The sequence below is a fragment of the Teichococcus aestuarii genome (assembly GCF_003116135.1).
GTDB lineage: Bacteria > Pseudomonadota > Alphaproteobacteria > Acetobacterales > Acetobacteraceae > Pseudoroseomonas > Pseudoroseomonas aestuarii.
The window spans coordinates 86,392-109,771 of sequence record NZ_PDOA01000011.1 but is presented as its reverse complement, the minus strand read 5'-3'; the positions used below and the strand labels follow the sequence as shown (position 1 = coordinate 109,771).

General features: G+C 67.4%; 29 protein-coding genes. 28 read left to right on the top strand and 1 reads right to left on the bottom strand.

From position 1 onward, the window contains the following. Positions 1-108 precede the first annotated feature (108 nt). Positions 109-708, bottom strand: coding sequence for a DUF2239 family protein (locus CR165_RS16160; protein WP_109517976.1), 600 nt, complete (start codon positions 706-708; stop codon positions 109-111). Positions 709-770: 62 nt separating this feature from the next. Here CR165_RS16160 and CR165_RS16155 point away from each other — a divergent pair, with 62 nt between their 5' ends. From CR165_RS16155 to rplF, 28 genes are all read left to right on the top strand, one after another. Continuing rightward, positions 771-1,106: a GIY-YIG nuclease family protein gene (locus CR165_RS16155; protein ID WP_109517975.1), complete on the top strand. Its 336-nt coding sequence runs from the start codon at positions 771-773 to the stop codon at positions 1,104-1,106. A 120-nt stretch (positions 1,107-1,226) separates the two neighbouring features. After that, complete coding sequence (locus CR165_RS16150) at positions 1,227-1,748, top strand: DUF4142 domain-containing protein (RefSeq protein ID WP_109517974.1); 522 nt, start codon at positions 1,227-1,229, stop codon at positions 1,746-1,748. Positions 1,749-1,992: 244 nt separating this feature from the next. After that, complete coding sequence (gene rplK, locus CR165_RS16145) at positions 1,993-2,427, top strand: 50S ribosomal protein L11 (protein WP_109517973.1); 435 nt, start codon at positions 1,993-1,995, stop codon at positions 2,425-2,427. Positions 2,428-2,429: 2 nt separating this feature from the next. Continuing rightward, entirely contained in the window at positions 2,430-3,128 is a 699-nt protein-coding gene (gene rplA, locus CR165_RS16140; RefSeq protein ID WP_109517972.1) for a 50S ribosomal protein L1, read from the top strand. Positions 3,129-3,439: 311 nt separating this feature from the next. After that, entirely contained in the window at positions 3,440-3,958 is a 519-nt protein-coding gene (rplJ, locus tag CR165_RS16135) for a 50S ribosomal protein L10 (RefSeq protein ID WP_099097360.1), read from the top strand. 97 nt (positions 3,959-4,055) lie between these two features. Continuing rightward, positions 4,056-4,433 (top strand): 50S ribosomal protein L7/L12, encoded by a 378-nt coding sequence (rplL, locus tag CR165_RS16130; protein WP_109517971.1) that lies wholly within the window; start codon positions 4,056-4,058, stop codon positions 4,431-4,433. 175 nt (positions 4,434-4,608) lie between these two features. Continuing rightward, entirely contained in the window at positions 4,609-8,790 is a 4,182-nt protein-coding gene (gene rpoB, locus CR165_RS16125; protein ID WP_109517970.1) for a DNA-directed RNA polymerase subunit beta, read from the top strand. Positions 8,791-8,875: 85 nt separating this feature from the next. Beyond that, the gene (rpoC, locus tag CR165_RS16120; RefSeq protein ID WP_109517969.1) at positions 8,876-13,141 is read left to right on the top strand and encodes a DNA-directed RNA polymerase subunit beta'; all 4,266 of its coding nucleotides are present in this window, start codon (positions 8,876-8,878) and stop codon (positions 13,139-13,141) included. Positions 13,142-13,536: 395 nt separating this feature from the next. Further along, positions 13,537-13,908 carry a 30S ribosomal protein S12 gene (gene rpsL, locus CR165_RS16115; protein WP_099097356.1) on the top strand — a complete coding sequence of 124 codons (372 nt, stop codon included), beginning with the start codon at positions 13,537-13,539 and terminating at the stop codon, positions 13,906-13,908. A 12-nt stretch (positions 13,909-13,920) separates the two neighbouring features. Then, entirely contained in the window at positions 13,921-14,397 is a 477-nt protein-coding gene (gene rpsG / locus CR165_RS16110; protein ID WP_109517968.1) for a 30S ribosomal protein S7, read from the top strand. 26 nt (positions 14,398-14,423) lie between these two features. After that, the gene (tuf, locus tag CR165_RS16105; RefSeq protein WP_109517967.1) at positions 14,424-15,611 is read left to right on the top strand and encodes an elongation factor Tu; all 1,188 of its coding nucleotides are present in this window, start codon (positions 14,424-14,426) and stop codon (positions 15,609-15,611) included. Between the two features lie 31 nt (positions 15,612-15,642). Then, complete coding sequence (rpsJ, locus tag CR165_RS16100; RefSeq protein ID WP_007004401.1) at positions 15,643-15,951, top strand: 30S ribosomal protein S10; 309 nt, start codon at positions 15,643-15,645, stop codon at positions 15,949-15,951. Positions 15,952-15,971: 20 nt separating this feature from the next. Then, positions 15,972-16,658, top strand: coding sequence for a 50S ribosomal protein L3 (gene rplC, locus CR165_RS16095; RefSeq protein ID WP_109517966.1), 687 nt, complete (start codon positions 15,972-15,974; stop codon positions 16,656-16,658). Between the two features lie 10 nt (positions 16,659-16,668). Beyond that, positions 16,669-17,289, top strand: coding sequence for a 50S ribosomal protein L4 (gene rplD / locus CR165_RS16090; RefSeq protein ID WP_109517965.1), 621 nt, complete (start codon positions 16,669-16,671; stop codon positions 17,287-17,289). Positions 17,290-17,318: 29 nt separating this feature from the next. Next, on the top strand, positions 17,319-17,615 hold the full coding sequence (locus CR165_RS16085; RefSeq protein ID WP_456316321.1) for a 50S ribosomal protein L23: 297 nt from the start codon (positions 17,319-17,321) through the stop codon (positions 17,613-17,615). A 4-nt stretch (positions 17,616-17,619) separates the two neighbouring features. Further along, positions 17,620-18,453: a 50S ribosomal protein L2 gene (gene rplB, locus CR165_RS16080; RefSeq protein ID WP_109517963.1), complete on the top strand. Its 834-nt coding sequence runs from the start codon at positions 17,620-17,622 to the stop codon at positions 18,451-18,453. Between the two features lie 5 nt (positions 18,454-18,458). Then, positions 18,459-18,737 (top strand): 30S ribosomal protein S19, encoded by a 279-nt coding sequence (gene rpsS, locus CR165_RS16075; protein WP_109517962.1) that lies wholly within the window; start codon positions 18,459-18,461, stop codon positions 18,735-18,737. 3 nt (positions 18,738-18,740) lie between these two features. After that, on the top strand, positions 18,741-19,145 hold the full coding sequence (rplV, locus tag CR165_RS16070; protein ID WP_109517961.1) for a 50S ribosomal protein L22: 405 nt from the start codon (positions 18,741-18,743) through the stop codon (positions 19,143-19,145). A gap of 2 nt (positions 19,146-19,147) precedes the next feature. Beyond that, entirely contained in the window at positions 19,148-19,825 is a 678-nt protein-coding gene (rpsC, locus tag CR165_RS16065; RefSeq protein ID WP_099096422.1) for a 30S ribosomal protein S3, read from the top strand. A gap of 12 nt (positions 19,826-19,837) precedes the next feature. Beyond that, positions 19,838-20,260 (top strand): 50S ribosomal protein L16, encoded by a 423-nt coding sequence (gene rplP / locus CR165_RS16060; protein ID WP_099096423.1) that lies wholly within the window; start codon positions 19,838-19,840, stop codon positions 20,258-20,260. Positions 20,261-20,264: 4 nt separating this feature from the next. Next, positions 20,265-20,471, top strand: coding sequence for a 50S ribosomal protein L29 (rpmC, locus tag CR165_RS16055; RefSeq protein WP_109517960.1), 207 nt, complete (start codon positions 20,265-20,267; stop codon positions 20,469-20,471). 16 nt (positions 20,472-20,487) lie between these two features. Continuing rightward, positions 20,488-20,784: a 30S ribosomal protein S17 gene (gene rpsQ / locus CR165_RS16050; protein ID WP_109517959.1), complete on the top strand. Its 297-nt coding sequence runs from the start codon at positions 20,488-20,490 to the stop codon at positions 20,782-20,784. 16 nt (positions 20,785-20,800) lie between these two features. Then, entirely contained in the window at positions 20,801-21,169 is a 369-nt protein-coding gene (gene rplN / locus CR165_RS16045) for a 50S ribosomal protein L14 (protein ID WP_109517958.1), read from the top strand. A 3-nt stretch (positions 21,170-21,172) separates the two neighbouring features. After that, positions 21,173-21,493, top strand: coding sequence for a 50S ribosomal protein L24 (rplX, locus tag CR165_RS16040; protein WP_109517957.1), 321 nt, complete (start codon positions 21,173-21,175; stop codon positions 21,491-21,493). Next, positions 21,490-22,050, top strand: coding sequence for a 50S ribosomal protein L5 (gene rplE, locus CR165_RS16035; protein WP_109517956.1), 561 nt, complete (start codon positions 21,490-21,492; stop codon positions 22,048-22,050). Before rplX ends, rplE begins: the two co-directional genes overlap by 4 nt. Before the next feature lie 66 nt (positions 22,051-22,116). Next, a complete protein-coding gene (rpsN, locus tag CR165_RS16030) occupies positions 22,117-22,422 on the top strand; it encodes a 30S ribosomal protein S14 (protein WP_109517955.1) in 306 nt (101 codons plus the stop codon). A 9-nt stretch (positions 22,423-22,431) separates the two neighbouring features. After that, on the top strand, positions 22,432-22,830 hold the full coding sequence (gene rpsH, locus CR165_RS16025; protein WP_109517954.1) for a 30S ribosomal protein S8: 399 nt from the start codon (positions 22,432-22,434) through the stop codon (positions 22,828-22,830). Between the two features lie 13 nt (positions 22,831-22,843). Further along, on the top strand, positions 22,844-23,380 hold the full coding sequence (gene rplF, locus CR165_RS16020; protein WP_109517953.1) for a 50S ribosomal protein L6: 537 nt from the start codon (positions 22,844-22,846) through the stop codon (positions 23,378-23,380).

Below are 23,380 nucleotides of genomic sequence, written 5' to 3'. Positions count from 1 at the left end.
TAGGGGGCTTATGGTTAGCAGACAAACAATATGGCCGATTGTTCAGGAAGCCGCTGGCGAGGCCTGGCGGCGTGGATCGCGCCCAGCCCTCCCCCGAGCCTCTTGCCGTCAGCCGGGGCTGGCTTCGCCGCTGGGGCCCAGATAGCGGAGCAGCTGATCCCGGATGTCCGGCGCCCATGCCCGTATGCAGTGCAGCAGCCGCTCCCGGTCCTGGGCGAACAGGGCGCGCGCGGCATCCTCGAAGCCCGGCAGATCGCCCGCCATGGCCGACATGAAACGGTAGGCGGCTTCCGTCTGACGGCGTGGCGCACCCGATTCACTGTCGAGCTTGCGTGCCGCCTCCACCAGCCTCCGCAAGGCCACCGATGCGCCGCCGGGCTGGCTGGCCAGCCATTCCCAGTGGCGTGGCAGGAGGGTCACTTCGCGCGCGACCACGCCCAGCTTCGGGCGCCCCCGCTTCGTGGCGGGCCGCGCCAGGGGCGCATGGCGGGCGGCAATCTCCGCCTCGGTTCCGCGAAGATCGAGATCCGTGACCGCGCCGGTGGCTTGGTCGAACACCAGGACAGCCGACCGGGTGCCGCGTTCCTGCGCCCGCTTCGCCGCGAGCGCGGCCTCGGCCAGGGTTCCGGATACGAGGCGCGCGAACCCTTCGAAGACCACGAAACTGCCCGCCCCGGGGCTTTCGGTTTCGTCCGGTGAGTCATTCATGAGATTATTTACCCGGGTAAAAATTCAGCCTAATATTGCCCGGGTGAAAAAGGAGGTCAATCATGGACCGGAGCGCCCGCAAGGCTGCCTGCGCCGCCTACAAGGAACGGAAGCCAGGCTATGGCGTGTTCGCCGTCATCTGCGTCGCCACGGGGGAGACATGGGTCGGACAGAGCCGCCATCTCGACACCCAGCAGAATAGCCTGTGGTTCACGCTGAGGCAGGGAAGCTGCCCTTATGGCGCGCTGCAGACCGCCTGGAACGTCCACGGGCAGGGCGGATTCAGGTTCGAGGAGCTCGAGCGTCTGCGTGACGATTTTCCGGCCCTGACCCGCCCCAGCGAACTCAGGAACCGGCAGTCCATCTGGCGGGAGAGGCTTCGGGCGGCTGCCCTCTGATGCCGCCAGCGGCCGCGATCCTTCCTCTCCGGCGGCCTCCGCGAGGAGGGCGAGCCGGCAGGGGGAACGACCGCGGGCCGCGCCGGTTCCATGGCTGCCACCTCAACAGGATGAACGGTCATGATCCGCCGCAATGCCCTGGCCGCCCTCGCCGGCGCCACGCTGGTCCCCCTGCTGCTTCCCGCCGGCGCCCGGGCGCAGGGCACGATGCCGGCCGGCGCCATGAGCTCCGACCTCATGGAAGCACGGCAGGCGGCGCTGGCGGGCGGCACCTTCGCGCTCAACAGCAGCCAGCTCGCCGCCAGCCGCGCCGGGCAGGCGCCGGTGCGCGCCTTCGCGCAGTTCGAGGTGGCGGAGCAGCAGGCGCTGCTGCAGGCCATGCAGCTCGCCGGCCTGCCGCTGCCCGCCACGGTGATGATGCCGGGCGAGAAGCTGGCGATGCTGCAGCAGCTCGAGACGCTGCAGGGCGACGCCTTCGACACCCTCTACCTCCAGGGCCAGCGCCTCGGCCACCGGGAGCTGCTGGCGGCGCACCAGGCGCTGCGCGGCGGCGGCCTGCGGGAGGAGCGGGTGATCTCCACCCTGGCGGTGGCCAGCATCAAGCAGCATTTGGCGATGCTGCAGGCCCTCGGCGCCGGCTGAGGCAGCCGGCGGCGGCAGACCTGCCGCGCCGGCAGCGGAGCCATGCGCGGCAGGGCTGGTCTTTGTCTGGACTCGCGCGGGAGAGAGGGGTATACGCCCGCCTCCGCCGCAATCACGCCGTGCTGCGCGCTCCCCGCGTGCCAGGCCGTTGCGGCGTTTTCTTCAGGGACGCGGGAGGCCCGGCCCCAGCCTATCGGGGACAGCCGCAAGCACCGCGCGCCTCTGAGAGCGCAGAGGAACGACTATGGCGAAGAAGATCGTCGGCTACATCAAGCTGCAGATCCCGGCGGGCAAGGCGAACCCCTCGCCGCCGGTGGGCCCGGCCCTGGGTCAGCGCGGCCTGAACATCATGCAGTTCGTGAAGGAATTCAACGCGGCGACGCAGGGCATGGAGCCCGGCACGCCGACGCCGGTGGTCATCACCGCCTTCTCCGACCGCACCTTCTCCTTCATCACGAAGACCCCGCCCAACACCTACTTCCTGCTCAAGGCGGCGAAGCTGGACAAGGGCAGCCAGACCCCCGGCAAGGGTGGCGTGGTGGGCCGCGTGACCAAGTCGCAGCTGCGCGAGATCGCCGCGACCAAGATGAAGGACATGAACGCCAACGACGTGGAGGCCGCCGTGCGCATGCTGGCCGGTTCCGCCCGCTCGATGGGCATGTCCGTGGTGGAGGGCTGATCATGGCCAAGCAGGGCAAGCGTCTGAAGGCGATCTACGCCGGTCTGGACCGTGACAAGCTGTTCGCGCTGCCGGAGGCCGTGGCCACGGTGAAGGCGAACGCCAAGGCGAAGTTCGACGAGACCGTCGAGATCTCGATGAACCTCGGCATCGACCCGCGCCACGCCGACCAGATGGTGCGCTCCATGGTCTCCCTGCCGCACGGCACGGGCAAGACCGTCCGCGTCGGCGTGTTCGCCCGCGGCGCGAAGGCCGAGGAGGCGCAGGCCGCCGGGGCCGACGTGGTGGGCGCCGACGACCTGGCCGCGCTGGTGCAGGAAGGCAAGATCGAGTTCGATCGCTGCATCGCCACGCCGGACATGATGGGCCTGGTCGGCCGCCTCGGTAAGATCCTGGGCCCGCGCGGCCTGATGCCGAACCCGAAGCTCGGCACCGTGACGATGAACGTCAAGGACGCCGTGGCCGCCGCCAAGGCCGGCCAGGTGGAGTTCCGCGCCGAGAAGGCCGGTATCGTCCATGCCGGCATCGGCAAGGTCTCCTTCTCGGAGGAGCAGCTGGTCGAGAACGCGCGCGCCTTCGTCGAGGCGATCCAGCGCGCCAAGCCGACCGGCGCCAAGGGCACCTATGTGAAGAAGGTGGCGCTCTCCTCCTCGATGGGCCCCGGCCTGAAGGTGGACGTCACCTCGCTGGCCTCGGCGTAAGCCGGGCCACAGAGATACGCGCTCCGCTCCGGCGGGGTGCGGGCAAGGGGGCGGGCTGGCCCGCCCTCTGAAACCTGTCCGAGAACGCATGTGGCCCAAGGGCTTTAAGGGGGCATCCGCCCCGCAGGCGTGAGATGGGGATGCCGAGAGAGATCGCAGCCTTGGCCGCACAGGCGGCCGGGCGTGATGGCTTGGTCTTCCGCAGACTCAGACAGGCGAACCGGGGCTTGCGCGGGTGAACACCTGCGTCGGCCCCCGTGTGAACCGGCCGGACCCCCTCCACAAGGGCCGGCCACCGACGGAGACGGGAGTTGGATCGTACGGAGAAGCGTGCGTTCGTTGCCTCCCTCGCGGAGGTGTTCGCGGATACTTCCTTTGTGCTCGTCGCCCAGAACAAGGGTCTGACGGTCGCCGAGGTGAGCAATCTGCGGCGCCAGATGCGAGCGGCGGGCGCGACGTATAAGGTCGCGAAGAACCGGCTGGCCACCCTCGCCCTCGACGGCACCCGCTTCCAGGGCATCTCGCCGCTGCTGAAGGGGCCGACCGCGCTTGCGTGGTCGACCGACCCGGTGGCCGTGGCGAAGACCGCCGTGGAGTTCGCCAAGGGTAACGACAAGTTCGTGATCCTGGGCGGGGCAATCGGGAACCAGACGCTGAACGCCGATGGCGTGAAGGCCCTGGCGACCCTGCCCTCGCTCGAAACCCTGCGCGCGCAGCTGGTGGGTCTCATCCAGACCCCGGCGACGCGGATCGCTGGTGTGCTTCAGGCACCCGGCGGGCAGGTGGCGCGCGTGCTGGCGGCTTACGCCAAGAAGGACGAGGCGGCCTAACAGGCGCCTTTCGCGGAAGACCCCCCGGGCGGCCTCACTCCGCCGGCCGGGGATTGCATTCATCATGCCAAGCGATTACATCGAAGGATAGAAAACCATGGCCGATCTCGCGAAGCTGGTTGACGAGCTCTCCAGCCTGACCGTTCTGGAAGCCGCCGAGCTGTCCAAGCTGCTGGAAGAGAAGTGGGGCGTCTCCGCCGCCGCTCCGGTGGCTGTTGCCGCGGCCCCGGCCGCTGGCGCCGCCGCCGCGCCGGTTGAGGAGCAGACCGAGTTCACGGTCACTCTGGCGAGCGCCGGTGACAAGAAGATCAACGTCATCAAGGAAATCCGCACCATCACCGGCCTGGGCCTGAAGGAGGCCAAGGATCTGGTCGAGGGCGCGCCGAAGACCGTGAAGGAAGGCGTTTCCAAGGACGAGGCCGAGAAGATCAAGAAGGTCCTCGAGGAGAACGGCGCCAAGGTCGAGGTCAAGTAAGACCGTCCCGGCCCCGCGCCATGCGTGGGGCCGGGTCAGACTGGGCGAGTCGGGCAGGGACCCTCGGGTTCCTGCCCGCGACTGCGTTTCGCAGGGCAATCTTGCGGCGCGCCAGAAGGTGGGGTGACCCGCCGGCCGGGACGGTTGGGCCGGAGCGAAGGGAAGCAGGACGGGCATGAACGCGATCACGAAGTCGTTCACCGGGCGGAAGCGCATCCGGAAGTCTTTCGGGCGGCTGCCCGAGGTGGCGCCGATGCCGAACCTCATCGATGTGCAGAGAGCCTCCTACGAGGCGTTCCTGCAGATGGGGGTGGATCCGGACGCTCGCACGAATACCGGGCTTCAGGAAGTGTTCAAGTCGGTCTTTCCGATCGACGATTTCGCGGGCCGCGGCCGCCTGGAGTTCGTGCAGTACGAGCTCGAAGAGCCGAAATACGATGTCGAGGAATGCATCCAGCGCGGGCTGACTTTCGCCGCGCCGCTGAAGGTGCGCCTGCGTCTCATCGTGTGGGACGTGGATGAGGATACGGGCTCGCGCTCGGTCCGCGACATCAAGGAGCAGGATGTCTACATGGGCGACATGCCGCTCATGACGGACAACGGCACCTTCATCATCAATGGCACCGAGCGTGTCATCGTCAGCCAGATGCACCGCAGCCCGGGCGTGTTCTTCGACCACGACAAGGGCAAGACGCACAGCAGCGGCAAGTACCTCTTCGCCGCCCGCGTCATCCCCTACCGCGGCTCCTGGCTCGACTTCGAGTTCGACGCCAAGGACATCTGCTACGTCCGCGTGGACCGGAAGCGCAAGCTGCCCGCCACGACGCTGCTCTACGCCCTGGAATCCGCCCGCACCGAGCAGCTCCGCGCCGAGCGCGGCGAGGCCCTGGAGCCGGGCGAGGTCCGCGGCATGGACGCCGAGGAGATCCTCAACACCTTCTACGACCAGGTGGTGTTCCGCCGCGGGCCGAAGGGCTGGAGCCAGCCCTTCCAGCCGGAGGGCTTCCGCGGCCTGAAGCTGATCGAGAACCTGGTCGACGCCGAGAGCGGCGAGGTGGTGGCGGAGCGCGACACCAAGCTGACGCCGCGCCTGGCCCGCAAGATTGCGGAGAACGGCACCAAGGAGGTGCTGGTCTCCCGCGCCGAGCTGCTGGGCCGCTTCGTCGCCGAGGACATGGTGGACCTCACCACCGGCGAGATCTGGGCCGAGGCCGGCGAGGAGCTGACCGAGCCGAAGCTGGCGCAGATCGAGCAGGCGGGCATCGACACCCTGCCGACGCTGGCGACCGGCCAGAATGTCGGCCCCTGGCTGCGCAACACCCTGGCGGTGGACAAGAACGCCACCCGGGACGAGGCGCTGATGGACATCTACCGGGTGATGCGCCCGGGCGAGCCGCCGACGCCGGAGACCGCCGAGGCCCTGTTCCGCGGCCTGTTCTTCGACGCCGAGCGCTACGACCTCTCCACGGTCGGCCGCGTCAAGATGAACATGCGCCTGGGCTTCAGCCTGGACGACGTGCCGGACCACATCCGCACGCTGCGCAAGCAGGACATCCTGGCCACGGTCAAGACGCTGCTCGAGCTGAAGGACGGCAAGGGCCAGATCGACGACATCGACAACCTCGGCAACCGCCGGGTGCGCTCGGTCGGCGAGCTGATGGAGAACCAGTACCGCGTCGGCTTGCTGCGCATGGAGCGCGCGATCAAGGAGCGCATGGGGTCGGTCGATATCGATACCGTCATGCCGCATGACCTGATCAACGCCAAGCCGGCGGCGGCGGCGGTGCGCGAGTTCTTCGGCAGCAGCCAGCTGTCGCAGTTCATGGACCAGACCAACCCGCTCTCCGAGGTGACGCACAAGCGCCGCCTCTCGGCGCTTGGCCCGGGCGGCCTGACGCGCGAGCGCGCCGGCTTCGAGGTGCGCGACGTGCACCCGACGCATTACGGCCGCATCTGCCCGATCGAGACGCCGGAAGGCCCGAATATCGGCCTGATCAACAGCCTCGCCACCTTTGCCAAGGTGAACAAGTACGGCTTCATCGAGACGCCGTACCGCCTGGTGAAGGACGGCAAGATCGTCGGCTCGCCCCGCTACCTCTCCGCCATGGAGGAGGAGAAGCTGGTGGTCGCCCAGGCGGATGCCGAGGTGAACGCCGACAGCGGCGAGTTCCTGTCCGACCTCGTCTCCGTCCGCCAGGGCGGCGACTTCCGGCTGGTGAAGCCGGAAGAGGTGACGGCGATCGACGTCTCGCCCAAGCAGCTGGTCTCCGTCGCCGCGGCGCTGATCCCGTTCCTCGAGAACGACGACGCCAACCGCGCGCTGATGGGCTCCAACATGATGCGGCAGGCCGTGCCGCTGGTGCGCTCCGACGCGCCGCTGGTCGGCACCGGCATGGAAGCGGCCGTGGCGCGTGACTCCGGCGCCACCATCGTGGCGCGCCGTGGCGGCGTGGTGGACAGCATCGACGGCGCCCGCATCGTGGTGCGCGCGACGAGCGAGGAGGACGGCACCACCCGCGGTGTCGACATCTACCGCCTGCGCAAGTTCCAGCGCTCCAACCAGAGCACCTGCATCAACCAGCGCCCGCTGGTGAAGGTGGGCGACCAGGTGGCGACGGGCGACATCATCGCCGATGGCCCCTCCACCGAGCTGGGCGAGCTGGCGCTGGGCCGTAACGTGCTCGTCGCCTTCATGCCCTGGAACGGGTACAACTTCGAGGACTCCATCCTCATCAGCGAGCGCATCGCCAAGGATGACGTCTTTACCTCGATCCATATCGAGGAATTCGAGGTGATGGCCCGCGACACCAAGCTGGGCCAGGAGGAGATCACCCGCGACATCCCGAATGTCGGCGAGGAGGCGCTCCGCAACCTCGACGAGGCCGGCATCGTCTATGTCGGCGCCGAGGTGAACCCGGGCGACATCCTGGTGGGTAAGGTGACGCCGAAGGGCGAGAGCCCGATGACGCCGGAGGAGAAGCTGCTCCGCGCCATCTTCGGCGAGAAGGCGTCCGACGTGCGCGACACCTCGCTGCGCCTGCCGCCCGGCACGACCGGCACCATTGTGGACGTGCGGGTGTTCAACCGCCGCGGCGTCGACAAGGACGAGCGCGCCATGGCGATCGACCGCGCCGAGATCGAGCGGCTGGCCAAGGACCGCGACGACGAGAAGTCGATCCAGGAGCGGAGCTTCCACTCCCGCCTGCGCGAGCGTCTGCTGAACCAGAAGGCCTCGGGCGGCTTCAAGGGCGTCAAGGCCGGCACCGTCATCAACGACGAGGTGCTGGACCAGTTCGCCAAGGCCACCTGGCGCCAGATCGGCGTGCAGGACGACGCCGTGATGGTCGAGATCGAGGCGCTGAAGCGCGAGTTCGACGCCGCGGTCGAGAAGCTGCAGAAGCGCTTCGAGAGCAAGGTGGAGAAGCTGCAGCGCGGCGACGAGCTGCCGCCCGGCGTGATGAAGATGGTCAAGGTCTTCATCGCGGTGAAGCGCAAGCTGCAGCCGGGCGACAAGATGGCCGGCCGCCACGGCAACAAGGGCGTGGTCTCCCGCGTCGTGCCGGTGGAGGACATGCCGTTCCTGGAGGACGGCACCTCGGTCGACCTCGTGCTGAACCCGCTGGGCGTGCCCTCGCGCATGAATGTCGGGCAGATCCTGGAGACGCATCTGGGCTGGGCCTGCGCCAATATCGGCAAGTCCATCGGCGAGCTGGTCGAGGATTACCGCCGGGCCGGCGCGGCGCGCGAGGCGCTGCTCGACAAGCTCCGCGATGTCTATGGCGACGAGATCTTCGGCCGCGACATCGAGGACATGTCCGAGGACCAGCTGATCGAGCTGGGCGAGAACCTGAAGAAGGGCGTGCCCATCGCGACGCCGGTCTTCGACGGTGCCCGCATGTCGGACATCGAACAGATGCTGGACAAGGCGGGGCTCGACACCTCCGGCCAGAGCCAGCTAACCGACGGCCGCACCGGCGAGATCTTCGAGCGCAAGGTGACGGTCGGCTACATCTACATGCTGAAGCTGCACCACCTGGTGGACGACAAGATCCACGCCCGCTCCATCGGCCCCTACAGCCTCGTCACCCAGCAGCCGCTGGGCGGCAAGGCGCAGTTCGGCGGCCAGCGCTTCGGCGAGATGGAGGTCTGGGCGCTGGAAGCCTATGGCGCCGCCTACACGCTGCAGGAGATGCTGACGGTGAAGTCGGACGACGTGTCCGGCCGCACCAAGGTGTACGAGGCCATCGTCCGCGACCAGGACAGCTTCGAGGCGGGCATTCCGGAGTCCTTCAACGTCCTGGTGAAGGAGTTGAAGTCGCTCGGCCTGAACGTCGACCTGGAGAACCGCCCGGCGTGAGTGCCTCGCCGAGCCTGAACCAAACTTTGCTCAGCCGCGCCGGGTTCGCCCCGGCGCGGCGGCCTCACCTTGAGAGGACGGCCGCATGAACGAGCTGATGAAGATCCTGGGCCAGACCGGCCAGGCGATGACGTTCGATCAGATCAAGATCACCATCGCCAGCCCGGAGCAGATCCGCTCCTGGTCCTACGGTGAGATCAAGAAGCCCGAGACGATCAACTACCGCACCTTCAAGCCGGAGCGGGACGGGCTTTTCTGCGCGCGCATCTTCGGTCCGATCAAGGACTACGAGTGCCTGTGCGGCAAGTACAAGCGGATGAAGTTCCGCGGCATCATCTGCGAGAAGTGCGGCGTCGAGGTCACGTTGGCCAAGGTGCGCCGCGAGCGCATGGGCCATATCGAACTGGCCTCGCCCGTCGCCCACATCTGGTTCATGAAGAGCCTGCCCTCGCGCGTCGGCCTGATGGTCGACATGTCGCTGAAGGAGCTGGAGAAGGTCCTGTACTTCGAGAGCTACGTGGTTCTCGAGCCGGGCCTGACCGACCTCAAGCTGCACCAGCTGCTGACCGAGGACCAGTACCTCTCCAAGCAGGACGAGTTCGGCGAGGACGCGTTCTCCGTCGGCATCGGCGCCGAGGCGGTGAAGCAGATGCTCGCCGGCATCGAGCTGGACCGCGAGAGCACCCAGCTGCGCGCCGACCTCAAGGAGACCACCTCCGAGGCCAAGCGCAAGAAGCTGGTCAAGCGGCTGAAGATGATCGAGTCGTTCAAGGAGGGCGGTGCCCGCCCTGAGTGGATGATCCTCGACGTCGTGCCGGTGATCCCGCCCGAGCTGCGCCCGCTGGTGCCGCTGGATGGCGGCCGCTTTGCCACCTCCGACCTGAACGACCTGTACCGCCGCGTCATCAACCGCAACAACCGCCTCAAGCGGCTGATCGAGCTGCGCGCGCCGGATATCATCGTGCGCAACGAGAAGCGCATGCTGCAGGAATCGGTCGACGCGCTGTTCGACAACGGCCGCCGCGGCCGCGCCATCACGGGTGCCAACAAGCGCCCGCTGAAGTCGCTCTCCGACATGCTGAAGGGCAAGCAGGGCCGGTTCCGGCAGAACCTGCTGGGCAAGCGCGTCGACTATTCCGGCCGTTCGGTCATCGTCGTCGGCCCCGAGCTGAAGCTGCACCAGTGCGGCCTGCCGAAGAAGATGGCGCTGGAGCTGTTCAAGCCCTTCATCTACTCGAAGCTCGAGAAGTACGGCCACGCCACCACCATCAAGGCCGCCAAGCGGATGGTGGAGAAGGAGCGTCCCGAGGTGTGGGACATCCTCGAGGAGGTGATCCGCGAGCATCCGGTGATGCTGAACCGGGCGCCGACGCTGCACCGCCTGGGCATCCAGGCCTTCGAGCCGATCCTGGTCGAGGGCAAGGCGATCCAGCTTCACCCGCTGGTCTGCACCGCCTTCAACGCCGACTTCGACGGCGACCAGATGGCCGTGCACGTGCCGCTGAGCCTCGAGGCCCAGCTCGAGGCGCGCGTGCTGATGATGTCGACCAACAACATCCTCAGCCCCGCCAACGGCAAGCCGATCATCGTGCCGAGCCAGGACATCGTCCTCGGCCTCTACTACCTCTCGCTGGAGACGCCGGAATTCCGCGCGGCCCAGAAGGAGCTGGAGGAGATCAGGGCGCTGATCGCCGGCACCGACGGCAAGGCGCCCGAGGCGCTGGGCGCGGCGGAGAAGCGGGCGCTCAACCACCGCCCCTATGTCTTCGGCGACCTCGGCGAGGTGGAGCAGGCGCTGGCCGCCGGCTCCATCACCCTGCACACGGCCGTCATGGCCCGCGTGCCGGCGCCGCTGGAGGGGAACCCGAAGCGGCATGAGACGGTGCTGACCACGGCCGGGCGCATGATGATGGGCGCGCTGCTGCCGCGCGACCCGCGCACGCCCTACAGCCTGGTCAACCGCCAGCTCACCAAGAAGTCCATCTCGGACGTCATGGACGCGGTGTACCGCCATTGCGGCCAGAAGGAGTCGGTGATCTTCGCCGACCGCCTGATGGCGCTCGGCTTCCGCCAGGCGGCCAAGGCCGGCATCTCCTTCGGCAAGGACGACATGATGATCCCCGCCGAGAAGGAGGGGCTCATCGCGCGCACCAAGGCCGAGGTGAAGGAGTTCGAGCAGCAGTACCTCGACGGCCTGATCACGGCGGGCGAGCGCTACAACAAGGTGGTCGACGCCTGGTCGCGCTGCACGGACGAGGTGGCGGGCGCGATGATGAAGGAGATCTCCAAGCAGGAGATCGGCCGGCCCATCAACAGCGTCTGGATGATGTCGCATTCCGGTGCCCGTGGCTCGCCGGCGCAGATGCGCCAGCTGGCCGGCATGCGCGGCCTGATGGCCAAGCCCTCGGGCGAGATCATCGAGCAGCCGATCATCGCGAACTTCAAGGAGGGCCTGTCCGTCCTGGAGTACTTCAACTCGACCCACGGCGCCCGCAAGGGCCTCGCGGACACCGCGCTGAAGACCGCGAACTCCGGCTACCTGACCCGCCGCCTGGTGGACGTGGCGCAGGACTGCATCATCGTCGAGAACGACTGCGGCACCGAGCGCGGCATCACCGTGCGCGCCGTGATGGATGGCGGCGAGACGGTCTCCTCGCTCTCCGAGCGGATCCTGGGCCGTACCGCGCAGCGCGACATCGCCGACCCGGCGACGGGCGAGGTGCTGCTGCCGCGCAACACGCTGATCGACGAGCCGAGCGCCGACCTGATCGAGAAGGCGGGCGTCGAGGAAGTCTACATCCGCTCCGTGCTCACCTGCGACGCGCGCTCCGGCGTCTGCGGCTTCTGCTACGGCCGCGACCTGGCGCGTGGTACCACGGTGAACATCGGCGAGGCTGTCGGCGTCATCGCCGCGCAGTCGATCGGCGAGCCGGGCACGCAGCTGACCATGCGTACCTTCCACATCGGCGGCGCGGCGCAGCGTGGCGCCGAGCAGTCGGCGGTGGAGGCGACCAGCGACGGCACCGTGGCCGTGCTGAACCGCAACGTCGTGGCGAACAGCCAGGGCGTGCCGATCGTGATGTCGCGTAACTGCGAGATCGTGCTGTCGGACGCCAATGGCCGCGAGCGCGCCCGCTACCGCGTGCCCTACGGCGCGCGCCTGCTGGTGCTGGAGGACGGCGCGGAGGTGACGCGCGGCCAGAAGCTGGCCGAGTGGGACCCCTTCACCCTGCCGATCATCACCGAGAAGGCGGGCACCGTCGAATACGCCGACCTGATCGAGGGCATCACCCTCGTCGAGCGGCAGGACGAGGTGACCGGCCTCTCCTCCCGCGTGGTGGTGGACTACAAGCAGGCGGCGAAGGGCGCCGATCTGCGGCCCCGCATCATCCTGAAGGATGAGAAGGGCGGGATCGTCAAGCTCGCCAACGGTGCCGAGGCCCGGTACTTCCTGTCGCCGGACTCGATCCTCTCGGTCGACAACGGCGCCCAGGTCCAGGCCGGCGACGTGGTGGCCCGCCTGCCGCGCGAGAGTTCCAAGACGCGCGACATCACCGGCGGTCTGCCGCGCGTGGCCGAGCTGTTCGAGGCCCGCCGCCCGAAGGACCACGCGATCATCAGCGAGATCGACGGGCGCGTGGAGTTCGGCAAGGATTACAAGGCCAAGCGCCGCATCCTGGTGGTGCCGGAGCAGGTGGGCGACGAGCCGCCCGTGCCGCGCGAGTACCTGGTGCCGAAGGGCAAGCACGTCTCGGTGCAGGAAGGCGACTATGTGAAGGCCGGCGACCCGCTCGTCGACGGCCCGCGCGTGCCGCACGACATTCTGCGCGTGCTGGGCGTCGAGGCGCTGGCGAACTACCTGGTGAACGAGATCCAGGACGTCTATCGACTGCAGGGCGTGAAGATCAACGATAAGCATATCGAGGTGATCGTCCGCCAGATGCTGCAGAAGGTGGAGATCCTGGATCCGGGCGACACCACCTTCCTGGTGGGCGAGACGGTCGAGCGCATCGAGTTCGAGATCGAGAACGAGAAGCTGCTCGCCCGCAAGGAGCGCCCGGCGCGTGCCGAGCCGGTGCTGCAGGGCATCACCAAGGCCTCGCTGCAGACCACCAGCTTCATCTCGGCCGCCTCCTTCCAGGAGACCACCCGGGTGCTGACCGAGGCGGCGGTGGCCGGTAAGGTCGACTACCTGGCGGGCCTGAAGGAGAACGTCATCGTCGGCCGGCTGATCCCGGCCGGCACGGGCTCGGTGATGAACCGCCTGCGGGCGCTCGCCGCCCAGCGGGACGGCCAGCGCCTGCCGGGCCAGGGCGCGCTGCCCAAGCCGGGCAGCCAGGCCGCCGAGTAAGCGGATCAGGCCGCGGGGAGGGGGTCTCTCTCTCCCCGCGGCCGCTTCGGGGGTGCCCCTTACGGGGATTCACGCCCCCACAAACCCGGCCCTGCGCCGGGTGCATGGGAGCCGGGCCTTTCAAGGGCCCGGATTCAGGTGTTCGGGGGTGCGGCGCGCTTGACTCATTGGGGGTCGGGGCGTAGGTTCCGCGCCCTCGACGGGGCTTTGTCCGCCATAGGGACATAGCTTGCGGAGTTCTGGACGACAGGTTCTGGGCAACCGGCGCCGCCTCTACTTCAGGGGCTGAGGCCGGGGGCGGGACAAGCCCGAGGGGTGGCGCTGCTGCGCCGCCTTTGCGGGCGCTCTTGCTTGTCAAGGGCCTGGGCGTTCGAAATAGGGCACGAAGGGGCGTCATGCCGACGATCAACCAGCTCATCGCCACGGGGCGTGAGCCCAAGCCGAGCCGTAATAAGGTTCCGGCCCTGCAGGGCTGCCCGCAGAAGCGTGGCGTCTGCACGCGCGTTTACACCACCACTCCGAAGAAGCCGAACTCGGCGCTGCGTAAGGTGGCCAAGGTTCGCCTGGTGAACGGCCACGAGGTCGTGAGCTACATCCCGGGTGAGGGTCACAACCTGCAGGAGCACTCGGTGGTGCTGATCCGCGGCGGGCGCGTGAAGGACCTTCCCGGCGTACGCTACCACATCCTGCGCGGCGTTCTGGATACGCAGGGCATCGCCAAGCGGCGCAAGCGGCGCTCGCTGTACGGCGCGAAGCGGCCGAAGTAAGGGAAGAGAGCGATGTCGCGTCGCCACAGCGCCGAGAAGCGCGAAGTTCTGCCGGATCCGAAGTTCGGTGACATCGTCCTCAGCCGTTTCATGAACGTGCTGATGTATGACGGCAAGAAGAGCACGGCCGAGCGTATCGTCTACGCCGCCATGGACACCCTGAAGCGCCGCGGCGGTCCGAACAGCGACCCCCTGCGCCTGTTCCATGAGGCGATGGACAACGTGAAGCCGGCCGTCGAGGTCCGCTCCCGCCGCGTCGGTGGTGCCACCTACCAGGTGCCCGTCGAGGTCCGCCCGGAGCGCCGCCAGGCTCTGGCCATCCGTTGGCTGATCGAGTCCGCGCGCAAGCGTGGCGAGCACACCATGGAAGAGCGCCTCTCCTCCGAGCTGATGGACGCGGCCAACAACCGCGGCACGGCCGTGAAGAAGCGCGAAGACACGCACCGGATGGCAGAGGCCAACAAGGCCTTCAGCCACTACCGCTGGTAACGACACCCGATCGGGGACTGAAGACAATGGCGAAAGCTAAGTTTGAGCGGAACAAGCCGCACTGCAACATTGGTACGATCGGGCACGTGGACCATGGCAAGACGTCGCTGACGGCGGCGATCACCAAGGTTCTGGCGAAGTCGGGCGGTGCGTCGTTCACGGCGTATGACCAGATCGACAAGGCTCCCGAGGAGCGCGCGCGCGGCATCACGATCTCGACCGCTCACGTTGAGTACGAGACGGCGAACCGCCACTACGCGCATGTCGACTGCCCCGGCCACGCCGACTACGTGAAGAACATGATCACGGGCGCGGCGCAGATGGACGGCGCGATCCTGGTGGTCTCGGCGGCCGACGGCCCGATGCCGCAGACGCGCGAGCACATCCTGCTGGCGCGCCAGGTTGGCGTTCCGGCGCTGGTGGTGTTCCTGAACAAGTGCGACATGGCCGACCCCGACCTGCTGGAGCTGGTCGAGATGGAGGTGCGTGAGCTGCTGTCGAGCTACCAGTTCCCGGGCGACGACATCCCGGTGATCAAGGGCTCGGCGCTGATGGCGCTGGAGGACAAGTCGCCGGAGCTGGGCGAGAACGCGATCCTCGAGCTGATGGCGGCGGTGGACAGCTACATCCCGCAGCCGGAGCGCGCCAAGGACCTGCCGTTCCTGATGCCGGTCGAGGACGTGTTCTCGATCTCGGGCCGCGGCACGGTGGTGACGGGTCGCGTCGAGCGCGGCATCGTCAAGGTCGGTGAGGAAGTCGAGATCGTCGGCCTGAAGGCCACGGTGAAGACGACGGTGACCGGCGTCGAGATGTTCCGCAAGCTGCTCGACAGCGGCGAGGCGGGCGACAACATCGGCGCGCTGCTGCGCGGCACGAAGCGCGAGGACGTGGAGCGCGGCCAGGTTCTGGCCAAGCCCGGCTCGATCACGCCGCACACGCAGTTCAAGGCCGAGGCCTACATCCTGACGAAGGAAGAGGGCGGCCGCCACACGCCGTTCTTCACCAACTACCGCCCGCAGTTCTACTTCCGCACGACCGACGTGACGGGCGTGGTGAAGCTGCCCGAGGGCGTCGAGATGGTGATGCCGGGTGACAACGTGGCGATGGACGTCGAGCTGATCGCCCCGATCGCGATGGACCAGGGCCTGCGCTTCGCCATCCGCGAGGGCGGCCGCACCGTCGGCGCCGGCGTCGTCGCCTCCATCAGCAAGTAAGCGGCAGCGGAAGAAGAGACAGGCGCCAGACATGGACAGCCAGAACATCCGCATCCGCCTCAAGGCGTTCGATCACCGCGTGCTGGATGGCAGCACGCGGGAGATCGTCAACACCGCGAAGCGGACGGGCGCGCGCGTGCGTGGGCCCATCCCGCTGCCGACGGAAATCGAGCGTTTCACCGTGAACCGCTCGCCGCACGTCGACAAGAAGAGCCGTGAGCAGTTCGAGATCCGGACTCATCGGCGTCTGCTTGATATCGTCGACCCCACTCCGCAGACCGTGGACGCGCTGATGAAGCTCGACCTGGCCGCCGGCGTGGACGTCGAGATCAAGCTCTAAGGCCCGGGGAGCAATCTGCCATGGCCGCGAAGAATGGTCGCACCGGCCTGATCGCGAAGAAGCTGGGTATGACCCGGCTGTTCAACGACGACGGCTCGACCGTGCCCGTTACCGTGCTGCACCTGGATCAGGTGCGCGTGGTGGCCGCCCGCACGGAAGAGAAGGACGGTTACAATGCGGTTCAGCTTGGCTTCGGCCAGGCGAAGCCGAAGAATGTCTCGAAGCCCAACAAGGGTCACTTCGCCAAGGCGGGTGTCGAGGCGCCGAAGAAGGTCGTGGAGTTCCGCGTGGCGGCTGACGCCATGCTGGAGCCTGGCGCGAAGCTCTCCGCGAATCATTTCGTGAAGGGCCAGATCGTCGACGTGACGGGCACCTCGAAGGGCAAGGGGTTTGCCGGCGCCATGAAGCGCTGGAACTTCTCCGGCCTCGAGGCCTCGCACGGCGTGTCGATCTCGCACCGTAGCCACGGTTCGACGGGCAACCGTCAGGATCCGGGCAAGACCTTCAAGAACAAGAAGATGGCTGGCCATCTGGGCGTTGAGCGCGTGACCACGCAGAACCTGGAGGTCGCCGGTTTCGACCTCGACAAGGGCCTGCTGATGGTCAAGGGCGCGGTGCCTGGTGCGAAGGGCGGGTATGTGCTGGTTCGTGACGCCGTGAAGGTGTCGCGCCATGCCGACGCGCCGTTCCCCGCGGCCGTGGCCTGAGGGTAAGGACATGCAGGTTCCTGTCATCACCCTGGACAACGGTCAGGCCGGCGAGATCGACCTCCCGGACGCGCTGTTCGCCGCCTCCCCCCGCGCCGACATCATGGCGCGCGTGGTGCACTGGCAGCTCGCCAAGCGCCGCGCCGGCACCCACAAGGTGAAGGGCATGGGCGAGGTTTCCGGGACGACCAAGAAGCCGTATCGGCAGAAGGGCACCGGTAACGCGCGCCAGGGCTCGCTCCGCGCGCCGCAGTTCCGCACCGGTGGCGCCGTGCACGGCCCCGTCGTGCGCGACCACGGCTACTCGCTGAACAAGAAGGTCCGCCGCCTGGGCCTGATCAGCGCGCTGAGCCAGAAGGCCGCCGAGGGCAAGCTGATCGTCCTCGACACCGCCTCGCTCGGCGACGCCGCCAAGACCTCCGCCATGGCCTCCAAGGTCAAGGCGCTGGGCTGGAAGAGCGCGCTGGTGGTGGATGCGTCGGTGGAGGACGGCTTCGGCCGCGCCGTGCGCAACCTTCCGAACGTGAACGTGCTGCCCACGCTGGGCGCCAACGTTTACGACATTCTGAAGCATGACGTGCTGGCGGTGACCCGCCAGGCCGTCGAGGCTCTGAAGGAGCGGCTGGCATGAGCGAGACCGCGACCAAGAAGAAGCCCGTGATCTCGCGCGAGAAGATGTATCTGACCATCCTCGCGCCGGTCATCACCGAGAAGGCCACCGGCCTCGCGGAGCAGAACCAGGTCACCTTCAAGGTGCCGCTGACTGCCTCGAAGCCGGAGATCAAGGCCTCCGTCGAGGGCCTGTTCGGGGTGACGGTCGTCGCCGTGAACACCCTCGTCATGAAGGGCAAGACCAAGCGGGTGCGCGGCCGTGAGGGCGTGCGCTCCGACTGGAAGAAGGCGGTCGTCCGCCTGGCCGAGGGCCAGAGCATCGACCTCACCACGGGGCTCGCTTAACGCCATGGCGCTGAAGCACTTTAACCCGGTCACCCCGAGCCTGCGCGGCACGATCCTCATCGATCGTTCCGAGCTGTACAAGGGCAAGCCGGTCAAGCAGCTGACGGAGGGCAAGAGCCACTCCGGCGGCCGCAACAATCATGGCCGCATCACCGTCCGGTTCCGGGGCGGCGGGCACAAGCAGAGCTACCGCGTCGTCGATTTCAAGCGCCGCAAGTTCGATGTGCCGGCCACCGTGGAGCGGCTGGAATACGACCCGAACCGCACCGCCTTCATCGCGCTGCTGAAGTACGAGGACGGCGAGCTCGCCTACATCCTCGCGCCGCAGCGCCTGAAGGTGGGCGACACGGTCGTGGCCGGTGAGCGTGTGGACATCAAGCCGGGCAACGCGATGCCGCTCGGCTCGATCCCGGTCGGCACGATCATCTACAACATCGAGATGAAGCCCGGCGCGGGTGGCAAGATCGCCCGCTCGGCCGGCACCTACGGGCAGCTCGTCGGCAAGGACGCCGGCTACGCGCAGGTGAAGCTGATGTCCGGTGAGCTGCGCCTGGTGCGTGGCGAGTGCATGGCCTCGATCGGTGCGGTGTCCAACCCGGACAACCAGAACCAGCATATCGGCAAGGCCGGCCGCTCGCGCTGGCTGGGCCGCAAGCCGCATCAGCGCGGCGTCGTCATGAACCCTGTCGACCACCCGCATGGTGGTGGCGAGGGCCGGACCTCGGGTGGCCGCCACCCGGTGACGCCGTGGGGCAAGCCGACCAAGGGCTACAAGACCCGCACCAACAAGCGCACGGACAAGCTGATCGTCCGTCGCCGCAACGTGACGAAGGGCTGACCGCGATGTCGCGCAGTGTCTGGAAGGGGCCGTTCGTCGACGGCTACCTGCTGAACAAGGCGGACGCGGCCCGTGCGTCGACGCGCAACGAGATCATCAAGATCTGGTCGCGTCGCAGCACGATCCTGCCGCAGTTCGTCGGGCTGACCTTCGGTGTCTACAACGGCAAGAAGTTCATTCCCGTCCAGGTGTCCGAGAACATGGTGGGCCACAAGTTCGGCGAGTTCTCGCCGACGCGCACCTTCACCGGGCACTCCTCGGACAAGAAGGCGAAGCGGGGCTAAGCGATGAGCAAGCCAAAGCACGAGCGCACGCTCGCCGAGACCGAGGCGAAGGCCGTGACCCGGAACATCCGGGTCTCGCCCTACAAGCTCAACCTGGCCGCCGGGCTGATCCGTGGGAAGAAGGCGCAGGACGCGGTCGCGATCCTGACCTTCTCCAAGCGCCGCATCGCGCAGACGGTGAAGGCGACGCTGGAGAGCGCCATCGCGAACGCGGAGAACAACCACCAGCTCGACGTCGACCGCCTGGTCGTGTCGAAGGTGGAAGTGGGCCGCGCCATCGTGATGAAGCGCTTCCACGCGCGCGGCCGCGGCAAGGCGGCCCGCGTGGAGAAGTGGTTCAGCCACCTGTCCATCGTGGTTGCCGAGAAGCAGGCGGACGCCGAGCCGGCGCAGCAGGAGGCCGCGTAAACATGGGCCATAAAGTCAATCCGATCGGGCTGCGGCTCGGCATCAACCGGACCTGGGATTCCCGCTGGTTCGCCGATGCCGACTATTCCCGGCTGCTGCACGATGACCTGAAGCTTCGCAACACGCTGAAGTCGCGCCTGAAGGGCGCCGGCGTGTCGAAGGTGATCATCGAGCGCCCGGCGAAGAAGCCGCGCGTGACGATCCACGCCGCCCGCCCGGGCGTCGTGATCGGCAAGAAGGGCGCCGACATCGAGGTTCTGCGCAAGGATCTGGCCAAGCTGGCCGGGGCCGAGGTGGCGCTGAACATCGTCGAGATCCGCAAGCCGGAGATCGAGGCGCAGCTGGTTGCCGAGAGCATCGCGCAGCAGCTGGAGCGCCGCGTGGCGTTCCGCCGCGCGATGAAGCGCGCCGTGCAGTCCGCCATGCGCCTCGGCGCCGGCGGCATCCGGATCAATTGCGGCGGCCGCCTGGGCGGCGCCGAGATTGCCCGGATGGAGTGGTACCGCGAGGGCCGCGTGCCCCTGCATACCCTCCGCGCGGATATCGACTATGGCACGGCGACCGCGAAGACCACCTACGGCACCTGCGGTGTGAAGGTCTGGATCTTCAAGGGCGAGATCATGGCGCACGACCCGCTCGCGCAGGATAAGCGCGCGGCGGAGCAGGCGCCGCAGCGCTGAGGATAACGGACAATGCTTTCCCCGAAGCGCACGAAGTTCCGTAAGGCGCACAAGGGCCGTATCAAGGGCGTGGCGAAGGGCGGCTTCACGCTGTCCTTCGGCGGCTTCGGCCTGAAGGCGCTCGAGCCGGAGCGCGTCACCGCGCGCCAGATCGAGGCCGCGCGTCGTGCCATCACCCGCGCCATGAAGCGCCAGGGCCGGGTGTGGATCCGCATCTTCCCCGACGTTCCCGTCTCCACGAAGCCGGCGGAAGTCCGCATGGGTTCGGGCAAGGGCGCGCCGGAGTACTGGGCGGCCCGCGTCAAGCCTGGTCGCATCATGTTCGAGATCGACGGCGTCTCGCTCGAGACGGCGCGCGAGGCGCTGACCCTCGGTGCGGCGAAGCTGCCGATCAAGACCAAGCTCGTGACCCGCCTGGGCGCGGCGGAGGCCTGATCCTATGACCAAGATCGTGGATGTCCGCGCCAAGAGCGCGGACGAGCTGAAGACGATGTTGCTGGACCTCCGCAAGGAGCAGTTCAACCTGCGCTTCCAGCGCGCGACAGGCCAGCTTGAGGCGGTTTCCCGCATCAAGGTGGTGCGCCGCGACATCGCCCGTGTTAAGACCGTCCTGGCCGAGCAGTCCCGCTCGGCCGCCAAGGCCTGACGAGGAGACCCCGGCTATGCCGAAGCGCGTCCTCACCGGGCGGGTGGTTAGCGACAAGATGGACAAGACCGTCACGGTTCTTGTCGAGCGTCGCGTGATGCATCCGCTCTACAAGAAGTTCATCCGGCGCTCGAAGAAGTACGCCGCGCATGACGACGCCAACCTGTGCAAGGAAGGCGATGTCGTGGCGATCGAGGAGTGCCGCCCGATCAGCAAGCGGAAGACCTGGCTGGTGATCGAGCGCAACGGCGCCGCGGTCGAGACGGCCGGCTTCACCGTGGGCGCCCCCGTGGCCGCCGACGCGCAGGCCTGAGAATCGAGACTGACCGATGATCATCGTTGAGTCCAACCTCGAGGTCGCCGACAACTCGGGCGCGCGCCGCGTCCAGTGCATCAAGGTGCTGGGCGGCTCCAAGCGCCGCACCGCCTCGGTGGGCGACGTCATCGTGGTGTCCGTGAAGGAAGCGATTCCCCGCGGCAAGGTGAAGAAGGGCGACGTGCAGCGCGCCGTGATCGTGCGGACGGCCTATCCCGTCCGCCGTCAGGACGGCACCGTCATCCGCTTCGATCGCAACGCGGCCGTGCTGCTGAACAAGCAGAACGAGCCGATCGGCACCCGCATCTTCGGGCCCGTCGTGCGCGAGCTGCGCGCGCGGAAGTTCATGAAGATCATTTCGCTGGCGCCGGAGGTTCTGTAATCCATGGCCGCGAAGATCAAGAAGGGCGACCGCGTCCAGATCCTGACGGGTAAGGACAAGGGCAAGCGCGGCGAAGTGCTGCGCGTGCTGCCCGCCGAGGGCCGTGCCGTCGTGCAGGGCCTGAACATGGTGAAGCGCCATACCAAGCCGAAGGGCATGGGCCAGCAGGGCGGCATCGTGGAGAAGGAAGCGTCGCTGAACCTCTCCAACATCGCCCTGATCGATCCCAAGTCCGATAAGCCGACCCGCGTCGGCTTCAAGGTGCTTGAGGACGGCAAGAAGGTCCGGGTCGCGAAGGCCTCGGGCGAGGTGATTGACGCATGAGCGACGCCAAGGAACTGCCCCGTTTCCAGCAGCTTTACGCTGAGACGCTGCGCCAGGCCCTGACGGAGCAGTTCGGCTACCAGAACCCGATGCAGGTTCCGAAGCTGAGCAAGATCGTCATCAACATGGGCGTTGGCGAGGCCGCGGCCGATCAGAAGAAGCTCGATGCCGCGCTGGCCGAGCTGACCGTGATCGCGGGCCAGAAGCCGGTGAAGACCCTGGCGAAGAAGGCGATTGCCGGCTTCAAGATCCGCCAGGGCCAGGCCATCGGCTGCAAGGTGACGCTGCGTCGCGCCAAGATGTTCGAGTTTCTCGACCGTCTGGTGACGATCGCGCTGCCGCGCATGCGTGACTTCCGTGGCCTTCCGGGTAATAAGGGCTTTGACGGCCGCGGGAACTACGCCCTCGGCCTGAAGGAGCAGATCGTGTTCCCCGAAATCAGCTATGATAAGGTGGACGTGGTCCGCGGCATGGACATCGTGTTCGTCACGACGGCGAAGACGGACAAGGAAGCCAAGGCTCTGCTGAAGGGCTTCGACCTTCCTTTCGTCAACTGAGTTTGGAAAACCGCCCAGGTGCCCTCAGCCAGGGGTGCCGGGCAGGTTCCGGAGGATTTAAACCGCATGGCCAAGACCTCGGCTGTCGAGAAGAACAAGCGCCGCGAGCGCCTCTCGAAGCTGCATTCCGCCAAGCGCTCTGCGCTGAAGGCCACGATCATGGATCGTGAGCTGCCGGTGGAGGAGCGCTTCGAGGCGACGCTGAAGCTCGCGGAGATGCCGCGCAATGCTTCGCGCGTTCGCGTGCGCCTGCGCTGTGAGCTGACCGGCCGCCCGCGCGGCAACTACCGCAAGTTCAAGCTGAGCCGTAACGCGCTCCGTGACCTGGCCTCGAACGGCCAGATCCCGGGTCTCGTCAAGGCCAGCTGGTAAGGGGGACGCATGTCGCTGTCCGATCCGCTGGGCGATATGCTGACTCGCATCCGCAACGGGCACCGTGCCCGTAAGGCGCGCGTCACGTCTCCCGCCAGCCGCCTTCGCGCCGATGTGCTCGAAGTCCTGAAGCGTGAAGGCTTCATCCGCGCGTACCGGGCCGAGGAAGTTCGCCCCGGCATCAACGTGCTGGACATCGAGCTGAAGTATTCGGAGGGCGAGCCCGCCATCAAGGAGATCATGCGTGTCTCCAAGCCTGGCCGGCGCGTCTACTCCAAGATCAAGGAGCTGCCGAAGTTCTACAACGGGCTCGGCATTTCCATCCTCTCCACGCCGCGTGGCGTGATGAGCGACAACGAGGCCCGCGCTGCCAATGTCGGCGGCGAGGTCCTGTGCCGCGTGTTCTGAGGGAGGGATAGGTATGTCGCGCGTCGGCAAGTATCCCGTCACGGTTCCCGCCGGTGTTACGGTCGCTCTGAAGGACGGCGTCATCTCCGCCAAGGGCAAGCTGGGCGAGCTCTCGCTCCCGCTGGTCACGGATGCGGTGGATGTGTCCGTCGAGGACAACAAGGTCACGGTCAAGCCGCTGGGCTCGGACCGCCGTGCGCGCACCCTCTGGGGCACCACGCGGAGCCTGATCAACGGCATGGTCACCGGCGTCTCCGCTGGCTTCACCAAGTCCATGGAGATCACCGGCACGGGTTACCGCGCCGCTGTCCAGGGCAAGGAGCTGGTGCTGAACCTCGGCTACAGCCACGAGATCCGCTACGCGATCCCGGAAGGCATCAAGATCACCACGGAGCGCCCGACCGCCATCAAGGTCGAGGGCGTGAACAAGCAGGTGGTCGGCCAGGTTGCCGCTGAGATCCGCGCCTTCCGCGGCCCCGAGCCGTACAAGGGCAAGGGCGTGCGGTACACGGACGAGACGATCCTCCGGAAGGAGGGGAAGAAGAAGTAA